16 protein-coding genes are annotated in these 15,357 nt (G+C 51.1%); 14 read left to right on the top strand and 2 right to left on the bottom strand.

The window, feature by feature from the left end; all coding sequences use genetic code 11:
• Positions 1–6 precede the first annotated feature (6 nt).
• The 7 genes from ABA45_RS01185 (at position 7) to ABA45_RS18365 (ending at position 6,645) form a co-directional block, all read left to right on the top strand.
• Positions 7–1,182: an ABC transporter substrate-binding protein gene (locus tag ABA45_RS01185; protein ID WP_048383764.1), complete on the top strand. Its 1,176-nt coding sequence runs from the start codon at positions 7–9 to the stop codon at positions 1,180–1,182.
• 101 nt (positions 1,183–1,283) lie between these two features.
• The gene (locus tag ABA45_RS01180) at positions 1,284–2,147 is read left to right on the top strand and encodes a branched-chain amino acid ABC transporter permease (RefSeq protein WP_048383761.1); all 864 of its coding nucleotides are present in this window, start codon (positions 1,284–1,286) and stop codon (positions 2,145–2,147) included.
• 13 nt (positions 2,148–2,160) lie between these two features.
• The gene (locus tag ABA45_RS01175; RefSeq protein ID WP_048383760.1) at positions 2,161–3,117 is read left to right on the top strand and encodes a branched-chain amino acid ABC transporter permease; all 957 of its coding nucleotides are present in this window, start codon (positions 2,161–2,163) and stop codon (positions 3,115–3,117) included.
• A gap of 2 nt (positions 3,118–3,119) precedes the next feature.
• The gene (locus ABA45_RS01170) at positions 3,120–3,884 is read left to right on the top strand and encodes an ABC transporter ATP-binding protein (protein WP_048383758.1); all 765 of its coding nucleotides are present in this window, start codon (positions 3,120–3,122) and stop codon (positions 3,882–3,884) included.
• Positions 3,881–4,594 carry an ABC transporter ATP-binding protein gene (locus ABA45_RS01165; protein ID WP_048383756.1) on the top strand — a complete coding sequence of 238 codons (714 nt, stop codon included), beginning with the start codon at positions 3,881–3,883 and terminating at the stop codon, positions 4,592–4,594. The genes ABA45_RS01170 and ABA45_RS01165 overlap by 4 nt, the downstream gene beginning before the upstream one ends.
• A gap of 95 nt (positions 4,595–4,689) precedes the next feature.
• Positions 4,690–5,694, top strand: a complete 1,005-nt coding sequence (locus ABA45_RS01160) for a porin (protein ID WP_048383754.1) — start codon at positions 4,690–4,692, stop codon at positions 5,692–5,694.
• Between the two features lie 117 nt (positions 5,695–5,811).
• Complete coding sequence (locus ABA45_RS18365; protein WP_084708244.1) at positions 5,812–6,645, top strand: IclR family transcriptional regulator; 834 nt, start codon at positions 5,812–5,814, stop codon at positions 6,643–6,645.
• Here the strand turns inward: ABA45_RS18365 and ABA45_RS01155 are convergent.
• Positions 6,591–7,544, bottom strand: coding sequence for an AraC family transcriptional regulator (locus tag ABA45_RS01155; RefSeq protein WP_048383752.1), 954 nt, complete (start codon positions 7,542–7,544; stop codon positions 6,591–6,593). The two genes, ABA45_RS18365 and ABA45_RS01155, sit on opposite strands and share 55 nt — an antisense overlap.
• Before the next feature lie 211 nt (positions 7,545–7,755).
• Positions 7,756–8,868 (bottom strand): S-(hydroxymethyl)glutathione dehydrogenase/class III alcohol dehydrogenase, encoded by a 1,113-nt coding sequence (locus tag ABA45_RS01150; RefSeq protein WP_048383750.1) that lies wholly within the window; start codon positions 8,866–8,868, stop codon positions 7,756–7,758.
• A gap of 114 nt (positions 8,869–8,982) precedes the next feature.
• On the opposite strand from ABA45_RS01150, the gene ABA45_RS01145 reads away from it, so the two are divergent.
• From ABA45_RS01145 to ABA45_RS01115, 7 genes are all read left to right on the top strand, one after another.
• The gene (locus ABA45_RS01145; RefSeq protein WP_048388545.1) at positions 8,983–9,570 is read left to right on the top strand and encodes a TetR/AcrR family transcriptional regulator; all 588 of its coding nucleotides are present in this window, start codon (positions 8,983–8,985) and stop codon (positions 9,568–9,570) included.
• Between the two features lie 68 nt (positions 9,571–9,638).
• A complete protein-coding gene (locus ABA45_RS01140; protein ID WP_048383748.1) occupies positions 9,639–10,766 on the top strand; it encodes an alkene reductase in 1,128 nt (375 codons plus the stop codon).
• Positions 10,767–10,798: 32 nt separating this feature from the next.
• Positions 10,799–11,548 carry an SDR family oxidoreductase gene (locus ABA45_RS01135; RefSeq protein ID WP_048383746.1) on the top strand — a complete coding sequence of 250 codons (750 nt, stop codon included), beginning with the start codon at positions 10,799–10,801 and terminating at the stop codon, positions 11,546–11,548.
• Between the two features lie 201 nt (positions 11,549–11,749).
• Positions 11,750–13,075: a DASH family cryptochrome gene (locus tag ABA45_RS01130; protein ID WP_048383744.1), complete on the top strand. Its 1,326-nt coding sequence runs from the start codon at positions 11,750–11,752 to the stop codon at positions 13,073–13,075.
• A 27-nt stretch (positions 13,076–13,102) separates the two neighbouring features.
• Positions 13,103–13,501, top strand: a complete 399-nt coding sequence (locus ABA45_RS01125; protein ID WP_048383740.1) for a YkvA family protein — start codon at positions 13,103–13,105, stop codon at positions 13,499–13,501.
• A gap of 73 nt (positions 13,502–13,574) precedes the next feature.
• Positions 13,575–14,360 (top strand): MotA/TolQ/ExbB proton channel family protein, encoded by a 786-nt coding sequence (locus ABA45_RS01120; protein ID WP_048383738.1) that lies wholly within the window; start codon positions 13,575–13,577, stop codon positions 14,358–14,360.
• Between the two features lie 3 nt (positions 14,361–14,363).
• Positions 14,364–15,281 carry a MotB family protein gene (locus ABA45_RS01115; protein ID WP_048383736.1) on the top strand — a complete coding sequence of 306 codons (918 nt, stop codon included), beginning with the start codon at positions 14,364–14,366 and terminating at the stop codon, positions 15,279–15,281.
• The last annotated feature ends 76 nt before the right edge of the window (positions 15,282–15,357 follow it).

The following is a 15,357-nucleotide window of genomic DNA, read 5'->3' as shown; positions in this document are numbered from 1 at the left end:
GCACAGATGAACAGAACCAAAACCCTAGCCCGCGCTATACTGGCGACAACTCTTTGCGCAGGGCTTTCGACCTCTGCCCTTGCTGCTGCTGGAGATCCGATAAAAATTGGCCTTATGCTCCCCTTTAGCGGTATCTATGCACAGCTCGGCGAAGCTGGCCGCGACGGTCTGAAACTGGCACTGAAGGAAAAAGCCTCAGAATTGCACGGTTCACCTATAGAATTTGTTGAACTGGATACCGAAGCCAAGCCGTCGCGAGCGCCTGAACTGGCGTCTTCTTTGTTGAATCAACATGAGGCGGATTTTGTAATTGGCCCTGTTCACTCGGGCGTGGCCATGGGCATGATCAAAATGCTGCGAGGCAAAGACACCATCATGATCATCCCAAACGCCGGCTCAGCAGCCGCAACCGGCCCACTGTGCTCACCAAATATTTTCCGCACGTCCTTTTCTTCTTGGCAGCCATCTTACCCGATGGGCAAAATCGCCCTAGAAAAAGGCTACAAGAAAGTTTACGCCATTAGCTGGAACTATGGCATGGGCCAAGAGAGCCTGGATGCGTTTGAAGAGTCCTTTACCGCCGGTGGTGGTGAGATAGTCAAAAAGGTCTTATTGCCCTTCCCGTCGACGAACTTCCAACCTAACGTTAGCGACATTGCAGACCAGAATCCTGATGCAGTATTCACCTTCTTTGCCGGTGGTGGCGCCATCAAGTTCGTGAAGGACTTTGATGCCATGGGGCTGCGCGGAAAAATCCCGCTGATGGGCTCCGGCTTCCTCACCGAGGGAACCTTGACAGCCCAAGGCGACGCAGCGGAAGGCGTTATGACGGGTCTTCACTACGCCGAGCAACTTGATATTCCCAAAAACCACGAGTTTCGCGAGGCCTTCAACACGGAATACGGGCACTACCCCGACATCTATGCCGTTCAAGGCTACGACGCGGGACAAGCGATCACCAACACCGTCAATCTTTTGAAGGGTGACATCTCTGACAAACAGGCCGTCATCAGCACCATGGAGGGCCTTACCATCGATAGCCCCAGAGGCGCATTCACGTTCTCAAAAGCCCACAACCCGATTCAGAACATTTACCTGCGCGAAGTGAAAGATGGCGTAAACGTGGTTCAAAGCATTGCCGCCGAAGCACTGGAAGACCCGGCGCGCGGCTGCAAACTCTGACCCCGGACTTTGTTATTGCTCCCCGGCTTGCGCCGGGGAGGTTATCGAAACTGACTTCCAGCCCACGCAAAGTAGCCTCCGAATAATCTTTGGATTTCAATATGTCTGCCGAACTGTTTTTTGTACAACTCGTTAATGGTGTTCAGTACGGGCTTCTCCTTTTTCTGATTGCCTCTGGTCTCACCTTGATCTTCGGCGTCATGGGCATTCTCAATCTTGCTCATGGTTCAATGTATATGGTGGGTGCTTATCTTGTATGGTATTTCGCGGCTGTCACCGGCAGTTTTACCGCTGCAGCTGCTCTTTCCGCCGTGATCGCTCTTGGCTTAGGAATTCTTATAGAAAGGCTCTTGATACAGCGGCTTTACAATCGAAATCACTTGGATCAAGTACTGCTTACGATCGGTATGATTTTTGTATTCAACGCCCTACAAAGCATTCTCTGGGGTAACGACCCTCACGGCGTTAGCGTGCCGGATGCATTAAGCGGTTCTATTCCCTTTACCGACAACTCGAGCTACCCCATCTATCGCATTTTTGCGGCTCTAATCTGCATCGGCATTGCGGCGGCTCTGTATTTTGTCGTCAGCAAAACGCGGCTAGGAATGCTGATACGCGCAGGAGAATCAAACCGCGAGATGGTAGAAGCACTCGGCGTGAATATCAAAAACCTTTACACCATCGTGTTCGCCATCGGCGTTATGCTCGCCGCCATTTCGGGAATTATCGCCGCTCCAATGAGGTCAATTGTGCCGGGCATGGGCGAAAGCGTACTGATTACCTGCTTTGTGGTCGTCGTGATTGGCGGCATGGGCTCTATTAAAGGTGCTTTCGTAGGTGCGCTGCTGGTCGGCGTGATCAGCACCTTCGCTGCAGTGCTCATACCGAGCATGTCCAACATGATTATCTACATCTTTATGATCCTGGTGCTGCTGGTTAAGCCCCAGGGCCTATTTTCCAAGTAGGCGGGAGCCGACCATGATTTTCGAAAAACGCACTGAACGTATTTTCCTGGCAACTTTTTTTGTAATCGCGCTCTGTATCCCGCTTTTTCTGGAGTCCAACTCCTTCTTTGTAGGTAAGGCCACAACTGTTCTGATCCTCGCCATCTTTGTAATGTCGCTGGATTTTCTGGTGGGACGAGTGGGCTTGGTTACGTTGGGCCACGCACTGTTCTACGGACTAGGCGGGTACCTTTTCGTTATTCTCACCCCGGAGTATGAAGCGGTTAACTTTTGGATATACGCCATCTATATCATGTGTGTCAGTGCTTTTGTGGCGCTGGTAGTCGGAGTCGTAGTGCTGCGCACCTCTGGCATTTACTTCATCATGATTACCCTCGCGATATCACAAATGGCCTATTACTTTTTCTTCGATTCCCTGCATTTTGGTGGTGGTGACGGCTTGTTTATTTTCATAAAACCTGACACCAGCATTTTTGGCCTTAGCTTTCTGAACCTAGACAATCCGACACACTTCTATTATTTGGCACTACTCGGCGTGTTGATCACGCTACTGACCATCAAAATTGTTTTGCGCTCACGCTTTGGTCGTATTGTCGAAGCAAGCAGGCTAAATCCGGCACGAACTGAAGCTCTGGGCTACAACATCTTCAGCTTTAAATTAATCAGTTATGTCATAGGCAGCACCTTAGCGGCCTACGCAGGGCTTCTGTTTGCTCTGCAGTACGGCTATGTCAATCCTCAGTTTATGACGTGGGAAATGTCCGGCACAGCTCTGGTGATGTCTATTCTGGGCGGTATAGGAACTATTTATGGTGCCATTCTTGGCACAATCACATACGAAGGCCTGCAGTATTTCTTCGAGCATATGAGCGAAAACTGGATGTTGTTTATGGGTGGTTCCATCATCTTAATGGTTCTGTTATTACGCAAAGGCCTTACCGGCTACCTTGAAAAATTGCTGGAGAAGTGACCATGGCTAACAAAATTATTTTGGAAACCGAATCTCTGAGCAAACACTGGGGCGGCATTAAAGCGTTGAACGACATTTCGCTGCAGTTTCATGACAAGCAACTACACGGCGTGGTGGGTCCCAACGGCGCCGGAAAGAGCACGTTGTTAAATATGCTGTGCGGAGCTTTGAAACCAAGCAGCGGCTGTATTTTTCACAACGGCGAACAAATTGAAGGCATGAAGCCATGGAATTTTGTGCGCCGCGGTATTGGCCGCAGCTTTCAAAAAACTAATATCTACGCCGATATAACGTGCTTGGAAAACTGCGCCATTGCGACCCAACGCCGCTTTACCGGCAGCTTTAACCTATTTGCATCACGTCATTCCAATAAAATGGTCACAGAAGCGGCTGAAAAAGCTCTCCTCCAAGTTGGCCTGAGCAATCGGATTAGCTCCATTGCCGCTGAGATTTCCTACGGCGAGCAGCGGCAACTTGAGTTGGCTATGGTGTTAGCGACTGATCCTTGCATCCTGCTGCTGGACGAACCTATGGCCGGCATGGGGCACGAAGAGTCTTTACGCATTATCGAATTGTTAAACGAACTCAAGAAGTCATACAGCATTGTGCTAGTCGAGCACGATATGGATGCCATTTTCGAACTTTCGGATCAGCTGACTGTGCTTGATAACGGCACGCACTTGATTACTGGCACAGTAGATGAAGTACGCAATGAACCACGAGTAAAAGAGGCTTACCTGGGCAAAGAGGAAGAGGAAACAGCATGAATAATAGCTTGTTGGAAGTTAAAAACCTCAATACTCTTTACGGTCGCAGCCATATCCTCCATGACTTGTCATTTTGCTTGGACAAAGGCAAGTCAATGAGTCTGATGGGCCGTAACGGCATGGGCAAAACCACTACGCTCAAGTCAATTCTCGGCATTGTTTCGCCCCGCAGTGGCCACGTTTATTTCGATGGTGAAGACATCACCAAACTGCCTACCTGGAAGCGAATGCGACGCGATATTGCATACGTGCCAGAAGGTAGAGGCATGTTTCACAACCTGACAGTGAAAGAACATCTGCAAATGGCAGCCCGTCCGAGCAGTAACGGCGACAAAAGCTGGGATTTTGATAGGGTAATGGCCACTTTCCCTCGGCTTCAGGAAAGGCTATCGAACCTAGGTACGGAGCTTTCTGGAGGCGAACAGCAAATGCTGGCCATAGGTCGGGCGCTCGCAACCAACCCGCGATTGATGATCCTTGATGAAGCCACAGAAGGGCTTGCACCACTGATCCGCGAAGACATCTGGAATGTAATCGCCACCATCAGGGAGTCTGGCATTTCGACACTGGTGGTGGACAAGAACATCAGAGCCCTTAGAAAATTGTGTGACCATCATGTTGTAGTTGTTAAGGGTAAAGTGCACTTTTCTGGCAGTTCTGAAGAGCTCGCTCAGAATCTACAGGAAGTTGAAACAGCGCTTAGTGTTTAAACATACAAGAAATGGATAGGAGTGTTCATTTCCTGGATATTTGACGAAGAGTTAATAGCCGATAGTTCAGACGTCAAACAATAAGGAAACAACAAATGAACTATCGTAACTCACTGTTGGCGATGGCGGTTGCATCCACCGTCAGCGTTGCACCTTCCGCTTATGCTATCGAACTTGGCGAATTTAACGACACAACATTCAGCATCGGAGGGTATTTCAAGGCTGAGGCTATCTATGAAAAAGTAGATGACGGTGACTCCCGCATCTTCGGCCGCTCCAATCAAAGCCGTGTTAACCTCAAAACTGTTACAGAAAAACAGGGCCACACAATTGTCGGTTTTGTTGAGAGTGATTTTTATGGCGGCACATATCCCGGTGAAAATAACGACCTTCGTTTGCGCCATGCATTCATCAAGATTGATCAAACAACGGTAGGACAAACTTGGACCGGTCAGTTCTGGGCAGTCGCCTATCATGACTATCTAGACTTTCTGGGCGGCCCTCGAGGCACCCTTGGCGGCTTTAATTTCCGCACAAACCTGATAAGCCATGAAGTTGCAGGTTTTCGCCTGACCGCTCAAGATCCTGTGAATAACGATGCCGACACTCCCGACCTGGCTGTAAACTATAACCTGAATTTCGACGGTGGCCATCGTGTAATTCTGACTGCTTCTGGTCGTGAGCTGGTTAATGGTGATTTTGTCGGTGGCGGTGCTATTGGCTCCAAGTTTATGCTTGGGCCCCACAGTATTAACCTGAATGCTCACTATGGCAGGGGCTTGGGTGCCTTTACTGGTGTCGGCGTCAACAATAGCCTGAGCTCACCCGACACCGAGAACGGCGAAGCTGTTAGCCAAGCAGGTTTCGATATCGGCTTCCGCTATGTGATAAACCCTGAATGGCGAGCAAACGTGGCCTATACGGCGGTGGAAGTGGATGACATCGCCAACACGGATTATGAAGCTCAACGAGTCAACCTGATCCATACCGTTGCACAAGGTCTTGAAGTTGGAGTTGAGTGGCGCAAATACAATCTGGCGTTTGGCCCCCTCCTCCCCAAAGGCCAACAAGTCGAGGTAATGGCAAAATACGCATTCTAGATCAGAAAGTTAGAATCATAAGTTATCGGTTTGAAATAACAGACGCCGACTATCTTTCCGGCGTCTGTTATCATTTTATATCCGAATCAAGCTAGCAACTTTACGACGGCACTATTCATGGCAGAGGAAAGTCCAAAAAGACAAGGAATTAGCTCCCTAGAGATCGGTCTTCGTGTTCTTGACTACATATCTACGGCCGCAAAACCACCTACTTTGAAAGAACTGTCAGGGGCTTTGAATTTGTCCCCAAGCCGTGCCCACAAATATCTAGTGAGTCTTCTACGCGAGGGCTACATTAACCATGTCAATCAAACGCAGTATACGCTGGGGAACTCAAGCCTCACGCTTGGCATCTCAGCACTGCGCCGAATCAACCCAATACAGTTGTCCTACGAAGCTGTTGACCTGTTAAACGAAGAAACTGACAAGACAGTCTCTGTCACCGTTTGGAACGGCAATGGGCCTTTAGTTATCAAGTGGCTCGATTCCAGTCAGCCGATAGCCGTTAACGTGCGCCTGGGAGCTGAGCTTTCAGCTTTAAACTCGGCTTCTGGCCGTATATATCTAGCCCACATGCCACTGGACAGGCGCCAGGAGCTAATTAGTAATTGTTACCGGCAGTCTCGCACACTTCCCAAACACAACAAAAAAGACATACCCCGGGAGAAACTCGGAAGTCATTTAGAAATGGTGCGTGAAAATGGCTACTGCGCATTTTTCAGCGACTATCTGCCCGAAATCAATGTTCTTAGCATGCCAATATTCGATTTGAATGGGAACATTGTTACCGTCATCACGCTGCTTGGCCTTGAACGAGATACAGACATAAGGGAAGGCTTTGAACTGTTCAATCAAGTACGTCTGTGCGTGAACAAGGTCACCCGTCAAATTTGTGGTCAGCCCACTAAGCGCATGGTTTCAGACGGCAATTCACCGAACAACTTGCGGTAATCGGACGAAAAACGACCGAGGTGACTGAAGCCGTAATCTAAAGCTACTTCGGTGACGTTACGGCAATGCCCCTGCAGTAAGTCGTTCCTCAGACTTCTAAGCTTGAGGAGCTTCACATAACTTTTAGGTGTCGTTGAAAACGCTCGGGAAAAACCATTGTAAATAGAACGAACGCTCATATTCGAAACGTGTGCAAGCGCTTCAAGGTCAATATCTTCTTTTATATTTTTTTCAATATAAGCAACAATTCGCTCCATCGAAGGGGGAATTGGTTGAGCATTGTCTGAAGCGCTCCAATCATTGGGAAATACGTTGAGCAGCTTCCTCAATACAATTTCGCGATACGACAAAGAGATAGGCCCAAAACCTGTATCACCAGACTCATCGAACTCTGAAAATACCGCAGCAAGCAAGTTGGTGAGAGATGGACTTAACCTCATATCAACTGGAATCCGACTGAAACGCACCGGCTGTACCCCGGCAGAGGCTCCACTGCTGCAAACCGATTTCATCAAGTCCACAGGGATTTTGATAATAACCTTTTCGCATTCCTGAGTGTATTCCAGATCAATAGCTTCATCTGGATTCACCATCAGCGCCTGCCCAAGACGTACTTTTAAACTCTCGCCCCCTTGACGCCAGCGGCACTCCCCTCGGGTAACCACCTGAAGATGGTAAATGTCATCCAATGCAGGGGTTTTCACTCTGACAGAGTTACCGTAGCTAATTTTTGATAACCCGAGGCCTGCAAATTCGCCGAAACTCAGGCTTGCAGCGCGGTTATCACCACCCAACATGTCCAAGCTGTGGCCTCCAATATGCTGATTCACGAACGCTGAAACTTCTTCAGGATGCACACCGTGAAATATTGTTGACGTAGCAAGCGATTGAGAGAACATGATCGACACCATTGTATTTATTGTTAACGAGTTTACCTTATATGAATGAATAGCTGCGATCAACACTCAAATCTATTGCCTGAACATGCAAAACTGTTTGATCTTGGATACAAAAAAACCCGATTGAGAAACTCAATCGGGTTTTTTTGTGAACTTGCTAGCGGTGTTGGAGCAAAATTACTCGTGCCGTCAGCATCAGATGTTCACCGCGTCAGAAATGAATCACTGTCCGAATGCTCTTGCCCTCATGCATCAGATCAAACGCTTTATTGATGTCTTCCAGCGGCATGTTGTGGGTAATAAATACGTCTAGCGGAATGTCGCCGCTCTCGGCTTTTGCCACGTAACCAGGCAGTTCGGTACGGCCTTTTACACCGCCAAAAGCAGAGCCTTTCCAGACTCGGCCGGTCACCAGCTGGAACGGGCGAGTGCTAATTTCCTGGCCGGCACCAGCCACGCCGATGATGATGGATTCACCCCAGCCCTTGTGGCAACACTCCAGCGCAGCGCGCATTAGCTGTACATTGCCCACGCATTCGAAGGAATAGTCCACACCCCCGTCGGTCATTTCGATGATCACGTCCTGAATTGGCTTGTCGTGATCTTTCGGGTTGACAACATCGGTGGCACCCAACTGCTTCGCGATATCGAACTTTCCCGGGTTAATGTCAACAGCAATAATACGACCGGCTTTGGCCATTTTGGCGCCGATAATAGCCGCCAGGCCAATACCACCCAAACCGAAGATTGCGACCGTGGCCCCTTCTTCTACCTTGGCGGTGTTCAGCACGGCGCCGATACCGGTGGTTACACCGCAGCCCAGTAGGCACACTTTTTCCAACGGTGCTTCTTTAGGAATTTTAGCCAGCGAGATTTCCGGCAGCACGGTGTATTCAGAGAAAGTTGAGCAGCCCATGTAGTGGTAAATAGGCTCGCCTTTGTAGCTGAAGCGCGAGGTGCCGTCTGGCATCACACCTTTACCCTGTGTTGCGCGCACGGCGCCGCAAAGGTTGGTCTTGCCAGAGGTACAAAATTTACACTCACCGCATTCGGCGGTGTAAAGCGGGATCACATGGTCGCCCACTTTCAGGTTTTTCACACCCAGGCCCACAGCTTCAACAATACCGCCACCCTCATGGCCCAAAATGGTCGGAAACAGGCCCTCGGGGTCGGCGCCTGACAGGGTGTAGGCATCAGTATGGCAGACACCGGTGGCCACAATACGCACCAGAACCTCGCCTTCCTGAGGCGGTGCGACATCCACTTCTACAATTTCCAACGGCTGATTGGCAGCGAAGGCCACGGCGGCACGGGATTTAATCACGGGATATCTCCTTGCAGGCAGAGTTAACGTTAAAGAGTTAAAAATAGAGAGTTACGGTTATTCCGGATACCAAGAGTTTGACGTATTCTAGACGATCGGTCTAGTATGGTTGCCATGACGACAAACGACACACGCAATCTTATTATCCAAACCGGCGCTGACCTTATCGGCACGAAGGGCTTTGGTGCAACCGGCATCAATGGCATTCTTACGGTTGCAGGCGTACCTAAAGGGTCGTTCTATCATTATTTTAGCAGCAAAAATGACTTCGGCCTCGCGATCATTGATACCTTCGCCGACGAATATGATGCGAAGCTGGACCGAATTCTCAACGACAGTAGTCGTTCCTGCGTGGATCGCCTGCGCGCCTACTTCGATACCGGCTTTGAGAGCATGACTGACTGCGACTGTACCCGTGGTTGCCTGATGGGTAACTTAGGACAGGAGCTTGCAGGACAAAACGAGACCTTCCGCGTTCGACTGGATAAGGTGTTCACCGGCTGGGAAAAACGCTTTGAACGCTGTATATCCGACGCACAAACTGCAGGTGACATTGACTCCAACATTAACCCTTCAGATGCTGCCAGTGTTTTGCTGTCTGGCTGGGAAGGCGCCCTTCTGAGGTCAAAAGTTGTGAAATCAACGGATCCCATGGAACGGTTTGCACGTGTATTTTTCACTCAATATCTTGGCGTTGGCTGATTTTTTTTCACGCAGTCGCTAGTAGACTGGTCTAATTAATATTAATTAATCTAAAATGAGTATATTTGATGAGCAATCAACAACCGAACGATCCGCTGTTTCAGCCTTTGATTATGGGTGGCCTCACACTGCCCAACAGGGTTCTGATGTCACCGTTAACCCGCTCACGTTCAAGCCAACCAGGCGATGTTCCGAACGACATGAACACCCAATATTACCAGCAACGAGCCAGTGCTGGACTGATCCTGAGTGAAGCCACGCAGATTTCTCCCCAGGGCAAGGGTTACGCCTTCACGCCGGGAATTCATTCTCAGGAACAAATTGATGGCTGGAAAAAGGTAACTGAGGCGGTGCACCTGGCCGGCGGTCGTATCCACATGCAACTGTGGCACGTTGGTCGCATCTCCCGCCCCGAACTGCAACCGGATGGCAAGCTGCCGGTCGCACCTTCCGCGATCAAGCCAGAAGGCGCCAGAACCTTTATCAGTGTCGATTCTGGCATGGTCGATGTACTTGAGCCCCGGGCGCTCGACACTCACGAGATGGCTGGCATTGTCGAGCAGTATCGCCAAGGTGCACTGAACGCGAAAGAAGCGGGATTTGATGGTGTTGAAGTCCATGCCGCCAATGGTTATCTGCTGGATCAATTTATAAAGAGTGGCAGCAACCACCGCACCGACGAATACGGTGGCTCGTTGGAGAATCGCCTGCGTCTGCCGCTGATGGTCATCCAGGCTGTCATCGATGTCTGGGGCAAAGACAAAGTGGGCGTTCGTGTTGGTCCGACCGGCAGCTTCAATGACATGCACGATGAAAATCCGGCCGAGACTTTTAGTACTTTTGCCAAACACCTGAACGACCTGGGGATCGCTTATCTCGAAGTCGTAGAGGACTCGTTCCAGGGCAATCACGCCAACGGCCGCCCGGAAGACATCATCGATGCGATCCGGGCTGTGTACAAAGGTACTTACATCGCCAACGGCGCCTACACAGCCGAAGAAGCCCGCACGCGCATTCGCGAAGGCCGTTGCGATCTGGTGACCTTCGGCCGCCCGTTTATTGCCAACCCGGACCTGCCCGAGCGATTCCGCCAGAATGCACCGCTCAACATCTGGGATGACAGCACCTTCTACGGTGGCGATGAGCACGGCTATATCGATTACCCCACATTGCAAAAGCTCACTATTGAAGCCTAATCAGAATTTTTAATCAAAACAGGAGAATAACTTTGAGTAGCACCAACGATCCGATTAACGGCAAGATTGTCATCATTACAGGCGCTAGCAGCGGTCTGGGCGAATCCACCGCCCGCCACCTGGCCGACCTTGGTGCCAAACTGGTATTGGCAGCCCGCAGGGAAGACCGTTTGAAGTCTTTGGCCGAAGAGCTGGAAGCAAAAGGTGCAGAGGTCTTATGGCAGGTCACCGATGTTACCGATCGCAAACAGGTCGAAAGCCTCGCTGCAGCAGCCAAGAACAAATTTGGCCGCATCGATGTTCTGATCAATAACGCCGGCCTTATGCCCCTGGCGCCACTAGATGCTCTAAAGGTAGACGAGTGGGAACAGATGATAGACGTTAACATCAAGGGCGTTTTGTATGGCATTGCGGCCGTGCTACCGACCATGCGCGAACAACACAGCGGACACGTGATCAATTTATCTTCAGTAGCCGGACACAAAGTGTTTCCGGGCGGTGCAGTTTATTGCGCGACCAAATACGCAGTCAGAGCCCTGTCTGAAGGCTTGCGTATGGAAGCCGGTGACGAAATCCGCAGCACCAACATTTCGCCGGGTGCGATTGCTACCGAGCTGACCAGCACCATCACCGACCCCGATGCAGCCAAAGCAGCGGAGGAGCTTTACAAGGTCGCTATTAACGCTGATTCGGTTGCCCGCGCCATTGTCTTCGCGATTGAGCAACCCCATGATGTAGACATCAACGAAATTATCTTGCGCCCTACGGCTCAAGAACTGTAAACCCGCTTTCGAACGGGTGACATTCCGGGCGCCAACCCTGTTGGCGCCCGACAATACCCCGCCCTATCCAAGCCGATCTGGCTCACATTCAGAAGAGAGCCGCCGGGCTTAAACGAACCTTCATGGAAGCGTTGTGGATAATCCTTTTAACCCATGGAAGCGTAGTGTTATAACCATATTGGGTTTAAGAAGGAGTCTACGTTGCGCACGCTTTACTGGTTTACTAGAGATCTTCGCTTACACGACAACGCCGCCTTGCTGGCAGCGTCCAAGTCGGACATGCTGCTGTGCGTGTACGTCGTGGAACCACGATGGTTCAAGCCCGGGCCGTTACAGTGTAAAACCATGGGCCACCACCGCTGGCGGTTTTTGTGGCAGAGCCTGATCGGGCTGGAACGCAGCCTGCGCGCTTTGGGCCAGCGCCTGCACATCGCCTGGGGCGACCCGGAAACCGTGATTCCTGCGTTGGCCCACGGCCACGCCGTCAGCCGAATTATGCGTTCGCGCCAGCCCGGTACCCGTGAAGCCGTGCAGTGGCAAACTCTTCAGGACAAGCTCCCGAAAATAGCGTTCACGCAATACGAAACCCTAAGCCTGTTTACCGAAAGTTTGCTACCGATGCCCTTACAGGACTTGCCGGCGACTTTTTCCCAGTTTCGCAAACTGATTGAAAAAAAGGGCGACAGAGGACCTGAGCGATTACGCATCCCAACGGTAAAAATGCTGCCGCCGGCGCCCGGTTTACCAGACGATAACCGCGGTGAATGCCCTGCCATCCAGGAACCCACACAGCCGTCACCATTCAGCGGCGGTGAACAGGCTGGCCTGGCACGCTTGCGAGATTTTTTAGCGGGTACTCACGCGATCGACACCTACAAAGAGACCCGCAACGCATTGGACGACTGGAATTCATCCTCCAAGTTCTCGCCCTGGCTTGCTCATGGTTGCCTATCAGCGCGCGAGATCGCAGACAGCATCAGCTTGTATGAGCAGCAACATACCAGCAACGAATCCACATACTGGCTGTGGTTTGAAGTTCTTTGGCGCGAATATTTTTACTGGTATGCCCTGCGGCACGGATCTGAGTTATTCCGCCGTGACGGTGTGCAAGGCAAGCGCCAGTCTGTGACTTTCTACGGCCACCGTTTCAAGGCCTGGTGCGAAGGAAACACCTCTTATCCGCTGGTAAACGCGGCGATGAACCAACTGCGGGAGACCGGTTATATCAGCAACCGCAGCCGCCAACTGGTCGCCAGCTGTTTTATTAATGAGCTAGAGCTGGACTGGCGCTATGGTGCAGCCTGGTTTGAACAACAATTAATTGATTATGATGTCGCCAGCAATTACGGGAATTGGCAGTATCTGGCGGGCGTGGGCGCCGATCCCCGCGGTTTGCGGCGGTTTAACCTGGACAAGCAAGCCCAGCAACACGACCCCAACGGTACCTTTGTTGACCGCTGGAACGGCCACGCCGAGCAGCCCGTGGGGCTGCACACCGTTGATGCAGCTGACTGGCCGCTGTCCTGACCCATCGACCTTCAGCCGAGACATGCTATGGCATCTATTAGTGAACGCACCGCCAGCAGACAGCTGAAATCGGAGTCTGACAAGGTCAAACAAGCGGATATTCAACGCCTGTTAGAAAAGCAGCAGACGATAGAGGAAAAGGTCAAAAACAGTGGTAAGCTTAAACGGTTCACAACAGACATTGAGCTGATGTTTTTATTGGTGCGAGATTACTATAACGGTCGTTATCGCAGCATACCGTGGAAAAGCATCGCCGCCATTGTTGGCGCATTGATTTACGTTTTAAACCCGCTGGACCTGATTCCAGACCTGATTTTGTCCATCGGCTTCGTAGACGACTTAGGCGTGGTTGCCTTGTGCCTGAAACTGGTGGAGTCAGACCTACACCGTTATGCAGCATGGAAAGAACTACAAGACACAAACTAACAAAGCCCGCGCAAAAACGAGTCGGTAACACCGGCTCTCTCTATAACAACAACTTGAGTATTCTGGAGTTACTGTGGATTTTGCCACTCTGATTGGCCTGGTTGGGGCGATGATGTTGATCGCCTCGGCGGTTATTTTAGGCGTGTCACCAGACGTTTTCCTCAACGCCCCAGCGCTGCTGATTGTTATTGGCGGTAGTCTTTTGGTGGTTTTGGCCAAATTCAGTTTTCAGCAGTTTCTAGGCGCATTTAAAGCAGCGATTCGCGCTTTCAAGTTCAAACTTCCAGAAACCCGCGCAGCCATCGATGAACTGGTAGATATTGCGAATGTGGCGCGGCGCCAGGGCGTGCTGGGCCTGGAAGGGCGCGAGGTAAGTTCGCCGTTTCTTAGTAACGGCATTCAGATGTTGGTCGACGGCCAGGACGGTGCCACCATCAAACAACTGCTCAGCAAAGAGCAACTGATGACCCTGGAGCACAACCGCTCTGGCGCCAAGGTATTCACCGCCTTCGCAGACGTTGGCCCCGCCATGGGCATGATTGGCACGCTGATTGGCCTGGTCCAAATGCTGTCCAATATGGAAGACCCGAAATCCATTGGCCCTGCCATGGCGGTTGCGCTTCTAACTACATTATACGGTGCCATGATAGCGACCATGATTGCCTCACCGATTGCGGACAAACTGTCATTGCGAATGACCCAGGAAGCCCGCATGCAGTCGCTTTATATAGACGCACTGGGCGCTATTCAAGAAGGTGTCAACCCGCGAATTATCGAGCAGATGCTGTCCAGTTATCTGTCTCCCAAAGAGCGCGACAAGGTATCTGAAGAAGCCAGTGCTGCCGCGGCAGACAGCTAACCGATGGAAGACTTCCCGGAAGAAGAGAAGCCTGGCATCCCGGCGTGGGTTGTGACATTTGCCGACCTGATGTCGCTGTTGATGTGCTTTTTTGTGCTGTTACTGTCGTTTTCTGAAATCGACGCTCAGAAATTCAAACAGATTGCCGGCGAACTGTCCGCAGCCTTCGGTGTTCAGCGCGATGTGCCCGCTGTGGAAATTCCTCTGGGCACCAGCATCATATTCGACAATTTCTCGTCGGCGCCGCCCGAGCCCACCGTAATCAATGAAATAAAGCAGGCTACTACCGATCAGAAACCGGAATTGGATACCTTGAAGGGTGCCGTCGACAGTGCTACCGAAACTGCCGAGCAGGAAAAAATACAGGTGCAGTTGGAACAACTGCGCAAGGTACTCGGGCCGGCACTCAAAGATGGCCACATAGCTGTGACTCAGGACCAGTACCGTATTGTGATTCGAGTGGAAGAAAAAGGCTCGTTTCCGTCTGGATCGGCCAAGCTCACCAGAGATTTCCAAAGCCTGCTGCTAGAAATGGCCGAAGTACTGGCCATTATTCCCGGCAAATTGACGATAGAAGGCCACACAGACGACATCCCCATCCGTACCGACCGGTTTTACAGCAACTGGGATCTGTCTGCCGCCCGCGCCGCCTCTGTGGCCAACGCGTTGCTGACCAGCGGAACCGTCGAGGCCAAACGACTGGCGGTAAAAGGCTTGTCAGATACCGCGCCACGGGTAGATAACGATTCGGCCGAGAACAGAGCAAAAAACCGACGGGTTGAGATCATTATTGACCTGTCGGGCCATCAGGCGGAACAGGAAATTCAGCTCCGTGACATCATCGACGGCCAGCTACCGGGCCAAGATACGGTAATCGATATGCAATCCGGGCCGGTTCCGGTAGAAAGTATCATCTGGTAGCCGGCCTGATCGGTTTTTGCGCAGAATCTGACTTTATTGCACTTTATTAGTGCAATAATACAACCCCGCTGAAGGC

It is taken from the genome of Marinobacter psychrophilus (assembly GCF_001043175.1).
GTDB classification, from domain to species: domain Bacteria; phylum Pseudomonadota; class Gammaproteobacteria; order Pseudomonadales; family Oleiphilaceae; genus Marinobacter; species Marinobacter psychrophilus.
The sequence above is the reverse complement of the archived record's forward strand: the minus strand, read 5'-3'. Positions and strand labels throughout refer to the sequence as shown.

What these genes read in the sequence shown, in the direction of transcription:
- ABA45_RS01185 (WP_048383764.1), top strand. Translation starts at nt 7, where the DNA reads ATGAACAGAACCAAAACCCTAGCCCGCGCTATACTGGCGACAACTCTT.
- ABA45_RS01180 (WP_048383761.1), top strand. Translation starts at nt 1,284, where the DNA reads ATGTCTGCCGAACTGTTTTTTGTACAACTCGTTAATGGTGTTCAGTAC.
- ABA45_RS01175 (WP_048383760.1), top strand. Translation starts at nt 2,161, where the DNA reads ATGATTTTCGAAAAACGCACTGAACGTATTTTCCTGGCAACTTTTTTT.
- ABA45_RS01170 (WP_048383758.1), top strand. Translation starts at nt 3,120, where the DNA reads ATGGCTAACAAAATTATTTTGGAAACCGAATCTCTGAGCAAACACTGG.
- ABA45_RS01165 (WP_048383756.1), top strand. Translation starts at nt 3,881, where the DNA reads ATGAATAATAGCTTGTTGGAAGTTAAAAACCTCAATACTCTTTACGGT.
- ABA45_RS01160 (WP_048383754.1), top strand. Translation starts at nt 4,690, where the DNA reads ATGAACTATCGTAACTCACTGTTGGCGATGGCGGTTGCATCCACCGTC.
- ABA45_RS18365 (WP_084708244.1), top strand. Translation starts at nt 5,812, where the DNA reads ATGGCAGAGGAAAGTCCAAAAAGACAAGGAATTAGCTCCCTAGAGATC.
- ABA45_RS01155 (WP_048383752.1), bottom strand. Translation starts at nt 7,544, where the DNA reads ATGTTCTCTCAATCGCTTGCTACGTCAACAATATTTCACGGTGTGCAT.
- ABA45_RS01145 (WP_048388545.1), top strand. Translation starts at nt 8,983, where the DNA reads ATGACGACAAACGACACACGCAATCTTATTATCCAAACCGGCGCTGAC.
- ABA45_RS01140 (WP_048383748.1), top strand. Translation starts at nt 9,639, where the DNA reads ATGAGCAATCAACAACCGAACGATCCGCTGTTTCAGCCTTTGATTATG.
- ABA45_RS01125 (WP_048383740.1), top strand. Translation starts at nt 13,103, where the DNA reads ATGGCATCTATTAGTGAACGCACCGCCAGCAGACAGCTGAAATCGGAG.
- ABA45_RS01115 (WP_048383736.1), top strand. Translation starts at nt 14,364, where the DNA reads ATGGAAGACTTCCCGGAAGAAGAGAAGCCTGGCATCCCGGCGTGGGTT.